This is a genomic window from Bradyrhizobium sp. SZCCT0148 (genome assembly GCF_018129985.1).
In the GTDB taxonomy this organism is placed as follows: domain Bacteria; phylum Pseudomonadota; class Alphaproteobacteria; order Rhizobiales; family Xanthobacteraceae; genus Bradyrhizobium; species Bradyrhizobium japonicum_H.
Genome location: NZ_JAFCKT010000001.1, coordinates 1387861 through 1404464, shown reverse-complemented (window position 1 = coordinate 1404464; position 16604 = coordinate 1387861). Strand labels below are relative to the sequence as shown.

The window sequence follows — 16604 nt, the reverse complement described above, 5'->3', positions numbered from 1 at the left end:
CTCACCGCGCCGGAAAGTTGAGTGCATAGTCGCGGCCGTCCACCCCTGCCGGCGGCTCGAATGGGAAGCGCAGACTGGTGTCGAGGAAGTCGTGGCTGTGGACGACCAGGTTGTCGTCGTCGATCAGCACCACGCCATGGGCGGGCGGCTCGTGGCTGGCCAAATGCGGCGCGCCGGCGTCGAGCTCGAACCAGACCTGATGGTTGGTGCCGCGCAGGGTGGAGAAGGGAATCTTGCCGTAGCTGCCGAAGATGGGACGGTGCACATGACCGAAGAAGAGATGGCGGATGCGGGAGCGATAGGGCGCGATCAGCTCGGCGAACTCCGCGCTCTGTTTCAGGCCGATCTCGTCCATCGCATGGACGCCGACCGGAAAGGGCGGGTGATGCATGAACACGACGAATTGCTGGTCGTCGGGCGCAGCCGCGAGCGTCTTTGCAAGCCAGTCGAAGCGCTTGGGGCACATCTCGCCGGCGTGGCTGGTCTCGTCCAGCGTGTCGAGGAAGACGAACAGGCCGTGCTCGGTGGTGCGCGTACCCTGCACGAAGCCGTTTGAATCGCGCGGCGCGGCCTTCAGGCTATCGAGGCAGGTGACGCGCCGGTCGTGATTGCCGACCATGGCGATGTACGGCATCTTCAGCGCGGCCATCGCGTCGGCGAAATTGGCGTAGGAGTCAGCCTCGCCCCAATGGGTGAGATCGCCGGTCACCACCGCGAAGGCGGCGTCTGATTGATGCGTGTTGATGTCGGCGATCGCCGCGTCCAGCCGGGCGCGCGGGTCGAGGCCGTAGAGGGTCGAGCCGGGATTCGCCAGATGCGTGTCGGTGATGTGGATGAACTTGAAGGGCATGGCGCTTGTCAGGGGTGTTGGAGAACGGACGTCTCCGGCAAGACGACCCTGACAGGCGGTTAGAGCGTGAGTGTTTCAGTTTGATGACAGCGGTTCCGGCGCTCGGGATGTGTCCACAGGGTCCGCGGGACAGCAACGGATCGCGCAAGGCGCGATCCACGCAGCACATAATTTAGGGAATCGTAGTGAGGGCCGTACCCGCCTCACGTCCCGCAGAACGTCTGCAGCACCCGCTGGTCCGGCAGCGGCGGGTCGGCGTAGGCGGCATACTCGGGCTGATCGTCGAACGGCTTGGCCAGCACCTTCACCAGTTCCTCGAACGGCGCGTAATTGTCATCGTCGACGGCGGTCTGGATCACCGCTTCGACGCGATGGTTGCGCGGGATGAACATGGGATTGACGGCGTGCATCGCGGCCTGGCGCTCGGAAGCGCCTTGCGGCTCCAGCGCGATACGCGCGCGCCAGCGGCCGGCCCATTCGTCGAAGGCTGCGGGCTCCATGAACTGCGCACGCGCATCCGCGCTGTCATCAACGGCGGCATCGCCAAGCTTGCGGAAGGTGAGGGTGAAGTCGGCCTGGTTTTTGGCCATGGCATCCAGCAGGTCCTGGATCAGCGCCTCGTCGCCGTCACGCTCCGTGAACAAGCCGACCTTCCTGCGCAGGCCGGCCTGATAGGCGGCGCTGAATTGGTCGGAGAAGGCGCCGAGAATGTCCTGGGCTTCGGCGACCGCCTTCTCCTGCTCGTCGGAAAACAGCGGCAGCAGGCATTCGGCGAGGCGCGTCAGATTCCACAGCGCGATGCGTGGCTGGTTGGCGTAGGCATAGCGCCCCATCTCGTCGATCGACGAAAACACCTGCGAAGGATTGTAGGCGTCCATGAAGGCGCAGGGGCCGTAATCGATGGTCTCGCCGGAAATGGAGCTGTTGTCGGTGTTCATCACGCCGTGGATGAAGCCGACCAGCAGCCAGCGTGCGACGAGATCGGCCTGACGCGCGACGACGCCGGCGAGCAGGGCGTGGTAGGGCCGCTCCGCGTTGCGCAGCTCCGGATAGTGTCTGACGATCACGTGGTCGGCGAGCCGGCGGACCGCCTCGGTATCGCGGCGGGCGGCGAAAAACTGGAAGGTGCCGACCCGGATGTGGCTCGAGGCGACACGCGTCAGCACCGCGCCAGGAAGCGCGGTCTCGCGCATCACGTGCTCGCCAGTGACGACGGCGGCGAGCGAGCGTGTGGTCGGAATGCCCAGCGCGAACATGGCTTCGCTGACGATGTATTCGCGCAGCACGGGTCCGAGCGCGGCGCGGCCGTCGCCGCGGCGGGAGAACGGGGTGGGACCCGAACCCTTGAGCTGGATGTCACGGCGGACGCCGTCCTTGTCGATGACCTCGCCGAGCAGGATGGCGCGGCCGTCGCCGAGTTGGGGCACGAAATGCCCGAACTGGTGACCGGCATAGGCCATGGCGATGGGATCGGCGCCATCCGGAACCGTCTTGCCGGCCAGGATCGCCGCGCCTTCGGGGGTCTCCAGCAAATCTGGATCAAGCCCGAGCTGGAGCGCCAGCGGCCGGTTCAACTTGATCAGCCGGGGGGCCGCGACCGGGGTCGGCGCGACGCGGGCGAAGAAGCTGTCCGGCAGCGCCGAATAGGAGTTCTGGAAGGGGAAATGCACTGTCATGCCCTCAAGATAGGGCTGGAACGGCTGATGGCAAAGGGACGGGCCCGGATTGGGCAAAATTGGACGCTTCCGGCCCAAAACAGGGCTTTCCCTTGGTTGCCGCCTCCGGCCTCGTCGGGTAAACCCTGCCGCAATCTCGGACCGGCCGTGACAGGTCGTCCGATTCGTTTCCTCCGACATCATTTTTGGGACGACCATGCATCGCTACCGGTCACATACATGCGGCGCGCTCCGCGAGAGCAACATCGGCGAGACGGTCCGCCTGTCAGGCTGGGTCCATCGCGTTCGCGACCATGGCGGCGTGCTGTTCATCGACCTGCGCGACCATTATGGCCTGACCCAGTGCGTGGTCGACCCGGACTCGCCGGCCTTCGCGCAGGCCGAGAAGCTGCGCTCGGAATTCGTGGTGCGGATGGACGGCAAGGCCCGCCGCCGCCCCGAAGGCACCGACAATGACGATCTGCCGACCGGCAAGATCGAGATCTATGTCACCGAGATCGAGGTGCTGGGGCCGGCCGGCGACCTGCCGCTGCCGGTGTTCGGCGACCAGGAATATCCCGAAGACATCCGGCTGAAATACCGCTTCCTCGATTTGCGCCGCGAGAAGCTGCACCAGAACATCATGACCCGCGTCGAGATCATCAAGTCGATGCGCCGGCGCATGGAGGGGCAGGGCTTCTTCGAGTTCAATACGCCGATCCTGACTGCGTCCTCGCCGGAAGGCGCGCGCGACTTCCTCGTCCCATCGCGCATCCATCCCGGCAAGTTCTACGCGCTGCCGCAGGCACCGCAGCAGTATAAGCAACTGCTGATGATGTCGGGCTTCGACCGCTACTTCCAGATCGCGCCCTGCTTCCGCGACGAGGACCCGCGTGCCGATCGTCTGCCCGGCGAGTTCTATCAGCTCGACGTCGAGATGAGTTTTGTGACGCAGGAAGACGTGTTCGCGGCCATGGAGCCGGTGATCACGGGCGTGTTCGAAGAGTTCGCCAAGGGCAAGCCGGTGAGCAAGAACTGGCGCCGCATTCCGTTCGCCGAGGCGCTGCGTAAATACGGCAGCGACAAGCCGGATTTGCGCAACCCGATCGAGATGCAGGACGTCTCCGAGCACTTCCGCGGCTCCGGCTTCAAGGTGTTCGCGCGCATGCTCGAGGATCCCAAGAACCAGGTGTGGGCAATTCCGGCACCGGGCGGCGGCAGCCGCGCCTTCTGCGACCGCATGAATTCGTGGGCGCAAGGCGAGGGCCAGCCCGGACTCGGCTACATCATGTGGCGCGAGGGCGGCGAGGGCGCAGGTCCGCTTGCAAACAACATCGGCCCCGAGCGCACGGCTGCGATCCGTGCGCAGATCGGCACCAAGGAGGGCGATGCCGCCTTCTTCGTCGCCGGCGATCCCGACAAGTTCTGGAAGTTCTCAGGTCTGGCCCGCAACAAGGTCGGCGAGGAATTGAACCTTACCGACAAGGAGCGGTTCGAGCTCGCTTGGATCGTCGACTTCCCGATGTACGAGTACAACGAGGAAGACAAGAAGGTCGACTTCTCGCACAACCCGTTCTCGATGCCGCAGGGCGGCCTCGACGCGCTGAAGGGCCAGGACCCGCTGACCATCAAGGCGTTCCAGTACGACATCACCTGCAACGGCTACGAGATCGCCTCGGGAGGCATCCGCAACCACGTGCCGGAAGCGATGGTGAAGGCGTTCGAGATCGCAGGCTACGGCGAGCAGGAAGTGGTCGACCGCTTCGGCGGCATGTACCGCGCGTTCCAGTACGGCGCGCCGCCGCATGGCGGCATGGCCGCGGGCGTCGACCGCATCGTGATGCTGCTCTGCGGCACCAACAATCTGCGCGAAATCTCGCTGTTCCCGATGAACCAGCAGGCGATGGATCTCCTGATGGGCGCGCCGTCGGAAGCCACGACAAAACAGCTCCGCGAGCTGCACGTGCGGGTCAACCTGCCGCAGAAGTAAAGGTCTCGTGCCCCGGACGCAGCGCATCGCGAAGCGGTGCGCTGCAGAGCCGGGGCCTATGCATTCGGAGCTTCGGCAGCTTGCTAGGTCCCGGCTCTTTGCCGCGTCACGGCGTGCCGCAGCGCGTCCAAGACCCGAGAGAGCTTGTCCTACAACCCCGTCGACGCTTCGATCCTGAACTGCGCCAGCGCGATGATCGGCTCATTGTTGAGGACGTCCATGAGCTGAAGCACAGGCAGCTTCCCGTACGGCGTTAGCTTGATGGTGAGCGTCTGGCCTGAGGTCTCGACGAAGCCAGCAAGGGCATCCGCCGCCGCCCTGACATCGAGATTGGAGGCCGCGATCTGCTCGCCCTGGGCCCTGATCATTGCGACGATGGCGTTGCGGGCGGCGTCGCGGCTGACGTTCTGCATGCGCGAGAACTGCGCGACGACGAGATCGACGACGCCGCTGTCGCGCAAGGAAAGCTCGAGCGCGCCGGTCTCAACCTGCGCCGCCTGGCTCATGGCCTGGGCGGGATCAGTCGTGAACATGCCGCGCGGCACCTTGGCGAGAGCCACGCTGACCTGCGCTTTGGCGAGGTTGCCGAGATCGAGCGTGGCCGGTGCCAGCGCAAATGCGCCTGACGATTCCGTCCAGGCCGCGCCGAGGTCGAGGTTGATCGCCAGCTTGTCGATGCCGGCCATGGTGAGCGGCAGCTGCGCCGGATTGGAGGGGTCGGTAGGGGCGACCATCTTCACGGCCAGATTGGCCTTGCTTGGGATCGACCCGACCAGTTGGCCCCAGTTCAGGCTGATCGTATCGATCGTGACGAGCTGCCGCGTGTTCCTGTAGGGCACCGCCACGCCCTTGATCTCGGCGCCTGCAAGCACGTGAAATAGGCCGAGCATTTGGTCCGGCGAGGGCGGCTGTCCTGGCGTTCCGAGGCTTGCCGCCCAGCGCATCAGGTTGGCCGCGCTGAACGATTTCAGCGCGAAGCGATCCATCTTGAGCTGCCCTTGCGGCAGCGGCATGTCGAGGCCTTCCAACGCGATGGTGTCTTCATCGTATTTGATGGCGCTGAGCCGTCCGGTTCCTTGCGGCGTCTCGACCGTCTGCTTGCCGATTTCGACCTTGCCGATCTGGAAGCCCTCGAAGAAATCGGCGACCTTCGCGATCATGTCGCGCGACTGCGCCGGTGTCGGGATCGAGCCGTCGGACGGCACAAGCGCGATGATCTCGGCGGGACGGAATTTCGACGGCTGGATCGCAATGTCGTCGAATGTAAAGCCGTCGATCTGCACGCGCACGTCCGGCGCCAAAGTCAACAAGTAGGAAGTGGCCGAGATGCGCCGGTAGATCCTATGGAGAGTATCGTCACTCGATCCCTGCTGTTCGAGCGCAGCCCTCACAGCGGTTGCGTCGAAGTCGAGGACGGCCAAGCCGGACAGATCGCCGGTCATCTTCGCGGGCTTGCCAGGCTGGGCCAGGTCGATCGAATAGGTGATGCGGTCGGTCTTTGCCGCTTCGATCTTGCCGCGGTTGACGTTCTGAACCGACAGACCGGAATAGACATAATCGCCGCTGCCGGCATTGCCGGTGCCCGCGTCGACGTTGACCGCAATGGTTGGCACGGCGATCGACGACGCCGACACGGTCGCGTACTGCGCGAGCATGAACCGGTACATGTCGACGATCGAGCCGGACAGCGAGGCTCCAGCTGCACGGGTCGGGCCGGAAAAGTCGCGGGCGCTGATCTGCGGGATCTTGTAGCTCGCTTTCAGCTTCGTCCGCTCGGTAGCGGTGAACGCGACCTCAACCCCTGCCACTTCCAGGCTGTCGGCCGAGAAACGGGCCTCATCCGGCTGGCGGATGCCGACGGCCGTGAGCTTTGCGACTTTGACGGTGGCGAGCTGCGGCTGGGCGGGCTCGACAGTGATGTCCTCAATCGTCAGTGTCCGGGTCGCAAGCTCGAACCCGATCTTGCCGTGGCTCGCCTTGCCCCCGCCTGTGCGGATCTGCTCGAAAGCCGCCTCGACCTCGTTCGTCGCGCGGTGCTGGACATAGAGATTGAAGCCGAACCACCCGCCCGCGGTGAGCGCGATGACTGCTATCAGGCCGATCAGGACACGCTTCATTCCCTGCTCCAGTTGCTCATTCCGCACTGCGCAACCCGGCATATTCGGGAAAGGCCCCGCGGTCCAGGGAAAGCTAGCGCTATCAGATATTTGACCGCGCGCCCTGTTGATGGGGGAGCAATCGGATGTTGCCACCGGGGCGCCCGCCGTGCTTCATCCCGTTTCCATGACCCGGAAATTCGGTCCGCTTGGACAGCCGCTTTCGGATCGTGCATTTTGAGGCCGGTAACGCGAAGCGAGAGACCGCATGTCGTCCTATTCTGATGATCTCCACCAGGCGGCGCTCGCCTACCATCGTCTGCCGCGCCCTGGAAAGCTCGAGATCCAGGCAAGCAAGCCGCTTGCCAACCAGCGCGACCTCGCGCTGGCCTATTCTCCGGGCGTTGCCGCGGCCTGCACCGAGATCGCCAAGAATCCGGCGGAAGCCGCCACGCTCACCACCCGCGCCAATCTGGTCGCCGTGGTCTCCAACGGGACCGCCGTGCTCGGCCTCGGCAATATCGGCCCGCTGGCCTCCAAGCCGGTGATGGAAGGGAAGGCGGTCCTGTTCAAGAAGTTCGCCGGCATCGACGTGTTCGACATCGAGATCGCCGCCGACACCATCGAGCGCGTGGTCGAAACGGTGGCGGCGCTGGAGCCGACCTTCGGCGGCATCAATCTGGAAGACATCCGCGGGCCGGAATGCTTCGAGATCGAGGCGCAGCTCAAGGAGCGCATGAAGATCCCGGTCTTCCATGACGATCAGCACGGCACCGCCATCATCGTCGCCGCCGCCGTCACCAACGCCCTGCGACTCAACGGAAAGAAGCTCTCAGACGTCAAGATCGTGGCGTCGGGCGCAGGGGCTGCTGCGATCGCGACCCTCAATCTGCTCGTGTCGATGGGCGCGCAGCGCAAGAACATCTGGGTGTGCGACATCGATGGCCTCGTTCACGAAGGCCGCAACACCACGATGGACCGCTGGAAGGCGGTCTATGCGCAGAAAACCGACAAGCGCACGCTCGGCGACGTCATCGGCGGCGCCGACATCTTCATCGGGCTCTCGGCACCGGGCGTGCTCAAGCCGGAGATGGCCAAGGCGATGGGCGACAAGCCGCTGATCATGGCGCTCGCCAATCCGACGCCGGAGATCATGCCGGAGGAGGCGCGCAAGGTGCGCCCCGACGCGATGATCTGCACCGGCCGCTCCGACTACCCGAACCAGGTCAACAACGTCCTGTGCTTCCCCTTCATCTTCCGCGGCGCGCTCGATGTCGGCGCCAGCGCCATCAACGAGGAGATGAAGCTCGCGGCCGTCGAAGCCATCGCGCAGCTCGCGCGCGAGGCGCCGTCGGATGCCGTCGCGCAGGGTTTCGACACCGGCGAGACGCAAGGCTTCGGCCCGGGCTCGCTGATCCCGAGCCCGTTCGATCCCAGATTGATCCTGCGCATCTCGCCGGCGGTGGCGAAGGCGGCAATGGAATCCGGCGTCGCGACGCGGCCGATCACCAATTTCGACGAATACACCGCGCTGCTGGAGCGCTTCGCCTTCCGCTCCGGCCTCGTCATGAAGCCGGTGTTCGCCAAGGCCAAGACCCAGCCTGTGCGCGTGATCTACGCCGAAGGCGAGGACGAGCGCGTGCTGCGCGCCACGCAGGTGGTGCTGGAGGAAAACCTGGCGCGGCCCATCCTGGTCGGCCGTCCTTCCGTCGTGGACGCTCGCATCAAGCGCTTCGGCCTGTCGATCCGCGCCGGCAAGGATTTCGACCTCGTCAATCCCGAGGACGATCCGCGCTACCGCTCCTACGTGCAGTCCTATGTCGAGGTCGCCGGCCGCCGCGGCGTGACGCCGGATGCGGCGCGCACCGTGGTGCGCACCAACAACACGGTGATCGCCGCGCTCGCGGTGACGCGAGGGGAGGCGGACGCGATGCTGTGCGGCGTCGAGGGTCGCTACATGAGCCATCTGCGCCATGTCAGGGAGATCGTCGGTTTTTGCCCCGGCATCAGCGACTACGCGGCGCTTGCGCTGCTGATCACCAGCAAGGGCGCCTTCTTCATCGCCGACACGCAAGTGCGGCCCAATCCCAGCGCGGAAGAACTCGCCGAGATCGCATCGCTCGCCGCGGTCCACGTCCAGCGCTTCAACATCAAGCCGAAGATCGCCTTCGTCTCGCATTCGGATTTCGGCAGCTACGACACCGATTCCTCTCGCAAGATGCGCCGCGCGACCCAGCTGCTCAAGGACAAGCATCCGGAGCTCGAGGCCGACGGCGAGATGCAGGGCGACACCGCACTGTCGGCGGCCGCGCGAAAAATGGTATTGCCGCACTCCAATCTCGAGGGCGAGGCCAACATACTGATCATGCCGACGCTGGACACCGCCAACGTCGCCTATCAGATGATCAAGTCGCTGGCGGATGCGCTTCCCGTCGGCCCGATCCTGATCGGGCCGGCGCGCCCGGCACATATCCTCACCCCCTCGGTGACGGCACGCGGCATCCTCAACATGACCGCAGTCGCAGTTGTGGAAGCTCAGGAGCGCGCCGCGCGGCAGCCGACGTTGTTTACGTAAAAGGCGGCATCGGTGCTTGAGCTTGCCGCCTTGCCGGGAGGGGCGAATTCGAGCGCAGCAACTCGTCTATTTCGACACTTTGTGTCGGGTCGGAGTCACCGTGCTGGCGGGAGCGGCCTCCGAAATCGAGAACGTCAGCCACGTGTTCCAGCCCGACGGCCGGTTCGCCGCGTCGAACTCGCCATATCCTTTCAGGCCAAGAAATGCCTGATTGCTGCCGATCGGAAAAATATATCCGACCTGCGGACCGACACCGAAAACTCGCGAGCGGAAGCCGCCGAGAACGGCGGGCTGCCCTGAATCGTCGGTAATCTGCTGATAGGCGTAGCCAACGAAGCCGACGAAGACCTGCTTGGACAGGAACTGCGACACGCCCCAGTCCAGATGAAAATCGATACCGCTCTGGTATTGGGTGTCGGAATTCTTGAAATTATAGGTAAAGCCGCCGACGCCCGAGAACTCCGTGCCCGTCGCCGGGTTCAGATAAGTGTAGCCGCCGCCGAAATCGATGGCCCCATGGCCGATGCCGACATTGGCCAGCCGGTTGGGATTGTAGTCGCCGACGGGAATGTCGCCAGCAGCGTAGGCCATATAGTTATGAACGCCGCTATTCCATTTCAGCTTAAGGGTCGGATAAAGATCGCCGTAGGAGACGAGCGCGTCTTCGAGAAATCCATTGCGTGTGGTGACGATCGGTCCGGCAGCTGCCGTCAACGTGCCGGCAAGGCTTGCGGAATTTCTACCGTAAACGCTCGCCAGAGTGGCCGACAATTGGCCACCGAGCACGGGCGTCGCAAACGTATAGGTCGGCGCGATGAACATCAGATCGGCCTGACCACTCAAGGCCAGATTGAGATTGATGTTGATGGTCGGAGAGAACCTCCCAACCTGAAATTCCCGTGCCGCAGCAGCCGCCCCCGACGCATTAACGCTTGTATGGTAGTAGATGGCGGCAATCGACCAGCCCGGTGTGGCGGGAGTGGCGGCGAGGCTCCCGTACAATCCCGGCAGCCAGAACGAAATTCCACTCTCGTCGGCACGGGCGATCTGCGAGGAAAGCAACGCAACGGCGGAGGTCGCGAGAACGGCGCTTAACCGCGGGAATCCGGATCTGTGTGCCGATCTATCGCGTTGCATTGGTCGCCCCCCACGCTCGATCATGATGCCAGTTGATTCCCCAAGGCTTCCCGCCACAACACAAAGAGTGACCGACGGCGTCGATCATTCCGCCTGAAGCTTTCCTGCGGCGCGCGATTTCGATGTCGCGCGCCGACCGCTTCTTCAATCGGAAAGGCCCTTCTTCAATACCGCCGCTTTGCGGGCTTGTGCGGCGTCATCGCGGTCGGCTCGCTTCATTTCCTTCTGCTCGATGGTCACGGCCTCGATCTTTCCGGTGAACTTGAACGGCACCTTGTAGGCCTCCGTGACCGGGGTACCTTCATCGGCACCGACATCGGCGCCTTCATCCGCGGAGAAGATGCAGCATTGGGTCTTGTCGATGCGGCCGGTAGCGATTGGCTTGCCATTGAACAGGATCGTACCGACGCCGCCCTTGCCGATGCCGCCGCCGTCGTAGGCGAACTCGAAGCGCAGCGTGCCTTTACCCGCCGGCAGCGTCTGCTTGGCAGCCACCGTATAGCGCTGCAGCCCCAGGAAATTGTAGGTGTAGGTCGGCTTGCCGTCCTTGAGGTAGAGACTCCAGCCCCCGAACCGGCCGGCCTGGGCGATGATCACGCCATTGGCGCCACCCTTCGGGATGTCCAGATCGGCGGTAATGCTGTGCGACTGGTTCTTCAGACTGATGAAGACGTTTTCCGACATGCCGATCATTCCCTGGTGAACGGTCAAGGAGGTTCGGCCGGCCATCAGGTCGGGCCGGCCGACCATCGAGGCGATGACGCGCTCCTCCATTCGATCGTCAAGCGGCAGCACCTGGTACTTGACCGCTTCCTTGAGAAAGAGGTCCTGCATCTCCTTGAGCTTGTCGGGGTTCTTCGCGGCGAGATCGTTGGTCAGGCTGAAGTCCGACCGGGTGTCGTAGAGTTCCCAGACGTCCTGTTCGAGCGGTCGTCGCGGCTTACGTTCCCAGGCAGCCCTGTGAACCGTACCGGCGAGCCAGCCGTCATTATAGATGGCACGATTGCCGAATATCTCGAAGTATTGGGTAAGATGCGTGCTCGGAGCCTTCGGATCGGCAAAACTATAGAGCATGCTCACGCCCTCGATCGGGGTCTGTGGCGTGCCGTCGACGCTCTTTGGCTCGGGCAGACCGGCTGCTTCAAGAATGGTCGGTGCAATGTCGATGACGTGGTGCCACTGCGAGCGCACCTCGCCCTTGGCCGCAATTCCCCTGGGCCAATGAATGACCATCCCGTTGCGGGTGCCGCCGTAGCTGGACGCAACTTGTTTGGTCCACGTAAAGGGCGTGTCGCCAGCGACCGCCCATCCGGCCGCGTAATGACCATAGGTCGAAGGGCCGCCGAGTTCGTCGTAATGCTTGAGGATGTCCCGGACGCTTTCGCTGACACCATTGAAGTAGGTCATCTCGCTGAACAGCCCGTTCATGCCGCCTTCGGCACTCGCACCGTTGTCGCCGACGACATAGAAGATCAGCGTATTATCGAGTTGACCGGTTGCCTTGACAGCGTCGACCAGCCGACCGATCTCCGTGTCGGCGTACTCGCCAAATCCAGCGAAGACCTCCATCTGCCGCGCGAACAGCTTCTTCTCGTCCGCGTTCAGCGTAGCCCAATCCTTGATTGCCTCGGGCTTCGGGGCCAGCCTTGTGCCAGCGGGTACCACGCCAAGCTTGATCTGTCGCGCCAGCGTTTCCTCGCGCAACGCATCCCAGCCTTGGTCGAACTTGCCCTTGTATTTGGCGATCCATTCCTTCGGGACTTGATGCGGCGCATGCGTCGCGCCCGGTGCGAAGTAGATGAAGAACGGCTTATCCGGGGTCAGCGATTTCTGGTAGCTCATCCAGTCGATCGCCTGGTTGGTCATGTCCGTCATCAGATGATAGTTCGGATCCGTCGATGGCTCGACCTGAGTCATTCCGTCATAGAGCAACGGCGCCCACTGGTTGGTCTCGCCCCCGAGGAAGCCGTAAAATTTGTCGAAGCCGGAGCGGGTCGGCCAACGGTCGGTCGGTCCGGACGGGCTCACCTCCCATGCTGCGGTTTCGTGCGATTTGCCGAACGCCGCCGTGCTGTAACCATTGAGTCGCAGCATCTTTGCGAGCGGGGCGACGCTGTCGGGACGCTGCCCGGTCTGTCCGGGAAAAGCAGTCGCGGTTTCCGTGATCGAGCCCATGTTGTTCATGTGATGATTGCGGCCTGATAACAGCGCGGCGCGCGTCGGCGAACAAAGCGCCGTTGTGTGAAACTCGTTGTAGCGCAGTCCCGAATTGGCAAGGCTCTCTACCGTCGGCATCTGGATAGGCCCGCCGAACGCGCTCGACTGGCCGAAGCCCATATCGTCGATCAATACGATAAGCACGTTAGGGGCCCTGGCTGGAGCCTTGACCTCGAACCGCGCCGGAGGCGTTGCGTTGCGAGCGTCGAGCACCGTGCTGTGCGGATATTGAGGTTCGGGAATCGGCAAGTTCGAGCGATCAGTCGGAAGCACGACGCTTGCCGGCACCGGCTGCTGGGCATTCGCTGGCCCCGCCAGTGCCCCGGCCGAAACAATGCACGTCAAGCTCAGCATGAAGAATGTTCGGTGCAAATTCATGGTGAAATGCTCCCCGCATGAAAGGTGCGCATCGTACATCATTGCAGCCATTGCAGGACTTGGGTTTGATTCACATCAACGCCGAGGAGAGCAAACACCATTTGCGTCAGCATCACTGATGTGTTCGCAGAGTGGACCGCCCGATTTTGCGAGCGATCTTGTCATCGGTCGGCGTCCAACTGCGCTTGAGCTGCATCAAGATGCAACTCGACTTGAGGACCATTCTGGCCATTCCGAAACGAGGGAGGCCAATATGAAGTCCGCAATTGCGTTAGCTGCTGTTCTGGCAACCGCTGGATGCTTGGTGGCGAGCACCGAAAAGGCCGCTGCGGTCGTATACTGTCAATACGTCGAGTATCCCGTCGGCTGCATCGTCAGGCCCGGCGTCGTGCTACGGCCGCGGCCGGTTGCGCGAGCCGTAGTTGCCCCCGGCGTCGGTGCACCAGGCGTTGGAGTGCGGGTCGGAACGCCGATGAATCGTGGCGGTCCCGTGAACCGCGTCGGCAGGCGTTGAGGGCCCCAAAACTCCGATTTCAATCATCAGGGCTGTTGGGAGAAAGACGTCATGAAGATTGCACTGCTGTCTTTGGCGATGCTTGCAGATTTATTGGTGACCCCCGTAAGCGATCGCGTACCGAGGCTCAATGTCGAGGCCACCTGTAAGGCGACCGTCGCAACCGACAAGGCGATGGGCCTGGATCTGGCCCAGTCCTACGACGATTGCATGCGCGATGAGGATGCAGCGCAACAGCAACTGGCTTCCGTTTGGCTGACCAATTCCGACCAGGTCAGAAATCAGTGCGAAGGCGAGGCGACCGCGGGCGGAAGCGATAGTTACGTTGACCTGCTGACGTGCCTGCAGATGACAGACTTCGCCAAATCGCTCGCCCCCACGACCGCTCTCAGAGGCGCCAGCAAGAACCGGAATAAGAAATGAGGCTGCAGGACGCGACGCCGCTTTGGCCGAGACACTTTTGATCCGATGTGCTTCTTGACTTGATGGAAAGGCGGCCGATCATACGTGCGGCGATCCCGATGCAGGATGCTCGATCGCCACTCGGCGAGCGTTGAGGAGGCTGTCGTTGGCAGGCAAACGACGGAAATCCCGCACCAAAGCATCACGGAAAATGGCTGCCGGTGGCGCCTCGCTGGCAGGGGCTGCACCCGCTGCCGGCGGCACGTCAGAAGCCATCCCCTCGTCGAAGCGCCATCTCTGGATTGTGACCGTCGGCGCAGTTGCAGCCATTCTCGGTCTAGGTCTCGCCTTCCTCCTTCCCGGCATCAGCGGGCCAACGTCGGAAGCGCCAGCCACATCCGTCGCAACCTATGTCGGCAGCCAAGCCTGCGCCGGCTGCCACCAGGCCGAAGCCAAACTGTGGGACAAGTCGCAGCACAAGGCCGCGATGGCGCATGCGACGGACAAGACCGTGCTCGGCGATTTCAACGACAAAAGCCTCGACCATTTCGGCGTGCGTTCGCGCTTTTTCCGCGATGACGGAAGATTCATGATCGAGACCGACGGCTCCGACGGCGAGCTGGGTACTTTCGAGGTGAAATACACCTTCGGCATCGAGCCGCTGCAGCAATACCTGGTCGAATTTCCAGATGGGAGAATTCAGGCCTTGTCACTCGCCTGGGATAGCCGACCGCAGGGTAAGGGCGGCCAACGCTGGTTCCATCTCCATCCCGATGAAGCGATCAAGCACGACGACGTCCTGCATTGGACCAAGCTGAATCAGAACTGGAATTTCATGTGCGCGGAGTGCCACTCGACCGGTCTGCGCAAGCACTATGACGCCGCGACGGATCGCTTCGCGACCACTTGGGCGGAAATCAGCGTCGGCTGCGAGGCCTGTCATGGGCAGGGCTCCGCTCACGTATCCTGGGCGCGGAGCCAGCAGAGTTGGTGGCCGTTTGGCAAGCGTGAGGATTCGAGCAAGGGATTGCTGGTTCGGTTCGACGAACGGCTTAGCGCCACGTGGCCGATCGATCCGCAGAGCGGAAATGCGAAGCGTTCGGCCGCGCCGGCTGCGCTGCGAAAGGAGGTCGAGACATGCGGGTTATGCCACGCGCGCCGCGCCAGCTTCAGCGAGGTTTGGGTACCAGGTCAGTCGCTGTCCCAGACGCATGTCGTCGAGGCGCTGACGCGGACCACCTATCATGTCGATGGCCAGATCCGAGATGGGGAGGAACCCTACAACTATACGCCGTTCAAGCAGAGCAAGATGTTTGCCGCCGGCGTCACCTGCAGTGATTGTCACGAGCCGCACAGCGCAAAGCTCCGAGTCTCCGGCGAGGGCGTCTGCCTGCAATGCCATGCGTCCGAAAAATATGCTGATGCGAAGCATCGCCATCACGTCAGCGCCGATCAGGTGCCAACCTGCATGTCGTGCCACATGCCGTCGCGCACCTATATGATGATTGACCCACGTCACGATCACGCCTTCCGCGTTCCGCGACCCGATCTTTCGATCAAGCTGGAAACTCCGAACGCATGCAACGACTGCCATAGCGACAAGCCGGCCCAATGGGCCGCCGCAGCAGTCGAACAACGGTTCGGGCCCGACCGGAAGGGTTTCCAGACCTATGGGCCGGCCTTCCGTGCAGCGCGCAGCGATCAGGCCGACGCCGCCGCGCTGCTTGGCGTCTTAGCCGCAGACAAGATCGCACCGGCCGTGGCGCGCGCGAGTGCACTCGACGAACTCGCTTCCCGCATCTCTCCTGCGAATCTTGCGACCGCCCGGGAAGGCTTGGCCGATCCCGATCCCATGGTGCGGATCGGAGCTCTGGACATGCTGGCATCCGTGCCCACCAGCCAGATTTGGCCGCTGGCCTCGCCGCTGCTCGTGGATCCCGTGCGTGGGGTGCGGATCAGGGCGGCCTCGCTGCTCGCGCCTGTTCCGACTGCAAGCCGGGCGGCGCGTGATCGCGCCCTCTTTGATCAGGCGGCAGGGGAATTTGTCGCGGCGCAGCGCGCCAACGCCGAACGCCCCGAGGCTCGCACCGCCCTTGGAGATTTCCTCGCCCTGCGCGGCCAGACCGGGGATGCGGAGATCGAGTACAAGTCTGCGCTCAGGATCAGCCCCCAATCTGCGACGGCCGCGGTCAATCTGGCTGACCTCTATCGCAAGACCGGTCGCGAGGACGACGGAGAAGCTGTTCTCCGCCGAGCGATTGCAACGTCACCCGCCGACGCGGCCGCGCATCATGCGCTCGGCCTGACCTTGACCCGGCTGAAGCGGCCGGACCAGGCGATCGCCGAGTTGCGCAGAGCAGCCGAACTGGAGCCGGGTCGCCCGCGATACGCCTATGTCTACGCCGTGGCGCTGCATTCCGGCGGGCGGGCCGACGAGGCAATGAAGGTTCTGAACGAGGCTCTGAAAAGTCATCCCAACAACAGGGACGTGCTGTCGGCCCTGGTTTCGTTCAGCCGCGCGGCCGGCGATACAAAGGCGGCGCTGGGCTACGCCGAAATGCTCGCGGTCATCACGCCGGAGGATCGGGCTCTGGCGGCGTTAATCGGGGAGATCAGGCGCCAGATCGACAGTTCGAAATAAGAGGCGTTCCAGGGGATATCTCGCGAATCGACATGGCGACGGCCATTCGTGGAGACAGCGACTCGCCGTCTTGCCGCTGCCGGCGAGGCCTCCGCCCCGCAAGGGGAGCGAGGTTGGTGTGCCCTGTCCCGTTGATTTGCTTGCACGTC

The 16604-nt window shown here is 63.5% G+C and carries 10 protein-coding genes; 5 read left to right on the top strand and 5 right to left on the bottom strand.

Annotated features, from left to right (window positions below; genetic code table 11):
* Position 1: 1 nt before the first annotated feature.
* Together JQ580_RS06810 and JQ580_RS06805 are read right to left on the bottom strand one after the other, a co-directional pair.
* Complete coding sequence (locus tag JQ580_RS06810; RefSeq protein WP_212278888.1) at positions 2 to 850, bottom strand: phosphodiesterase; 849 nt, start codon at positions 848 to 850, stop codon at positions 2 to 4.
* Between the two features lie 203 nt (positions 851 to 1053).
* Positions 1054 to 2526 carry a protein adenylyltransferase SelO gene (locus tag JQ580_RS06805; protein WP_212278887.1) on the bottom strand — a complete coding sequence of 491 codons (1473 nt, stop codon included), beginning with the start codon at positions 2524 to 2526 and terminating at the stop codon, positions 1054 to 1056.
* 196 nt (positions 2527 to 2722) lie between these two features.
* Between JQ580_RS06805 and aspS the strand changes: the two genes are divergently transcribed.
* Positions 2723 to 4495: an aspartate--tRNA ligase gene (aspS, locus tag JQ580_RS06800; protein ID WP_212278886.1), complete on the top strand. Its 1773-nt coding sequence runs from the start codon at positions 2723 to 2725 to the stop codon at positions 4493 to 4495.
* A 149-nt stretch (positions 4496 to 4644) separates the two neighbouring features.
* On the opposite strand, the gene JQ580_RS06795 is transcribed toward aspS, so the two are convergent.
* Positions 4645 to 6612 (bottom strand): hypothetical protein, encoded by a 1968-nt coding sequence (locus tag JQ580_RS06795; RefSeq protein WP_212278885.1) that lies wholly within the window; start codon positions 6610 to 6612, stop codon positions 4645 to 4647.
* Positions 6613 to 6859: 247 nt separating this feature from the next.
* Between JQ580_RS06795 and JQ580_RS06790 the strand changes: the two genes are divergently transcribed.
* The gene (locus JQ580_RS06790) at positions 6860 to 9166 is read left to right on the top strand and encodes an NADP-dependent malic enzyme (RefSeq protein WP_212278884.1); all 2307 of its coding nucleotides are present in this window, start codon (positions 6860 to 6862) and stop codon (positions 9164 to 9166) included.
* 66 nt (positions 9167 to 9232) lie between these two features.
* On the opposite strand, the gene JQ580_RS06785 is transcribed toward JQ580_RS06790, so the two are convergent.
* Both JQ580_RS06785 and JQ580_RS06780 read right to left on the bottom strand, forming a co-directional pair.
* Complete coding sequence (locus JQ580_RS06785) at positions 9233 to 10327, bottom strand: SphA family protein (RefSeq protein WP_249133948.1); 1095 nt, start codon at positions 10325 to 10327, stop codon at positions 9233 to 9235.
* 120 nt (positions 10328 to 10447) lie between these two features.
* A complete protein-coding gene (locus JQ580_RS06780) occupies positions 10448 to 12664 on the bottom strand; it encodes an arylsulfatase (RefSeq protein WP_311982199.1) in 2217 nt (738 codons plus the stop codon).
* Positions 12665 to 13151: 487 nt separating this feature from the next.
* Between JQ580_RS06780 and JQ580_RS33735 the strand changes: the two genes are divergently transcribed.
* The 3 genes from JQ580_RS33735 to JQ580_RS06770 all read left to right on the top strand — a co-directional run bounded on the left by JQ580_RS33735 (position 13152) and on the right by JQ580_RS06770 (position 16455).
* A complete protein-coding gene (locus tag JQ580_RS33735; protein ID WP_249133947.1) occupies positions 13152 to 13412 on the top strand; it encodes a hypothetical protein in 261 nt (86 codons plus the stop codon).
* A 51-nt stretch (positions 13413 to 13463) separates the two neighbouring features.
* Positions 13464 to 13835 carry a hypothetical protein gene (locus tag JQ580_RS06775; RefSeq protein ID WP_212278883.1) on the top strand — a complete coding sequence of 124 codons (372 nt, stop codon included), beginning with the start codon at positions 13464 to 13466 and terminating at the stop codon, positions 13833 to 13835.
* Positions 13836 to 14301: 466 nt separating this feature from the next.
* Positions 14302 to 16455 carry a tetratricopeptide repeat protein gene (locus JQ580_RS06770; RefSeq protein WP_311982197.1) on the top strand — a complete coding sequence of 718 codons (2154 nt, stop codon included), beginning with the start codon at positions 14302 to 14304 and terminating at the stop codon, positions 16453 to 16455.
* The last annotated feature ends 149 nt before the right edge of the window (positions 16456 to 16604 follow it).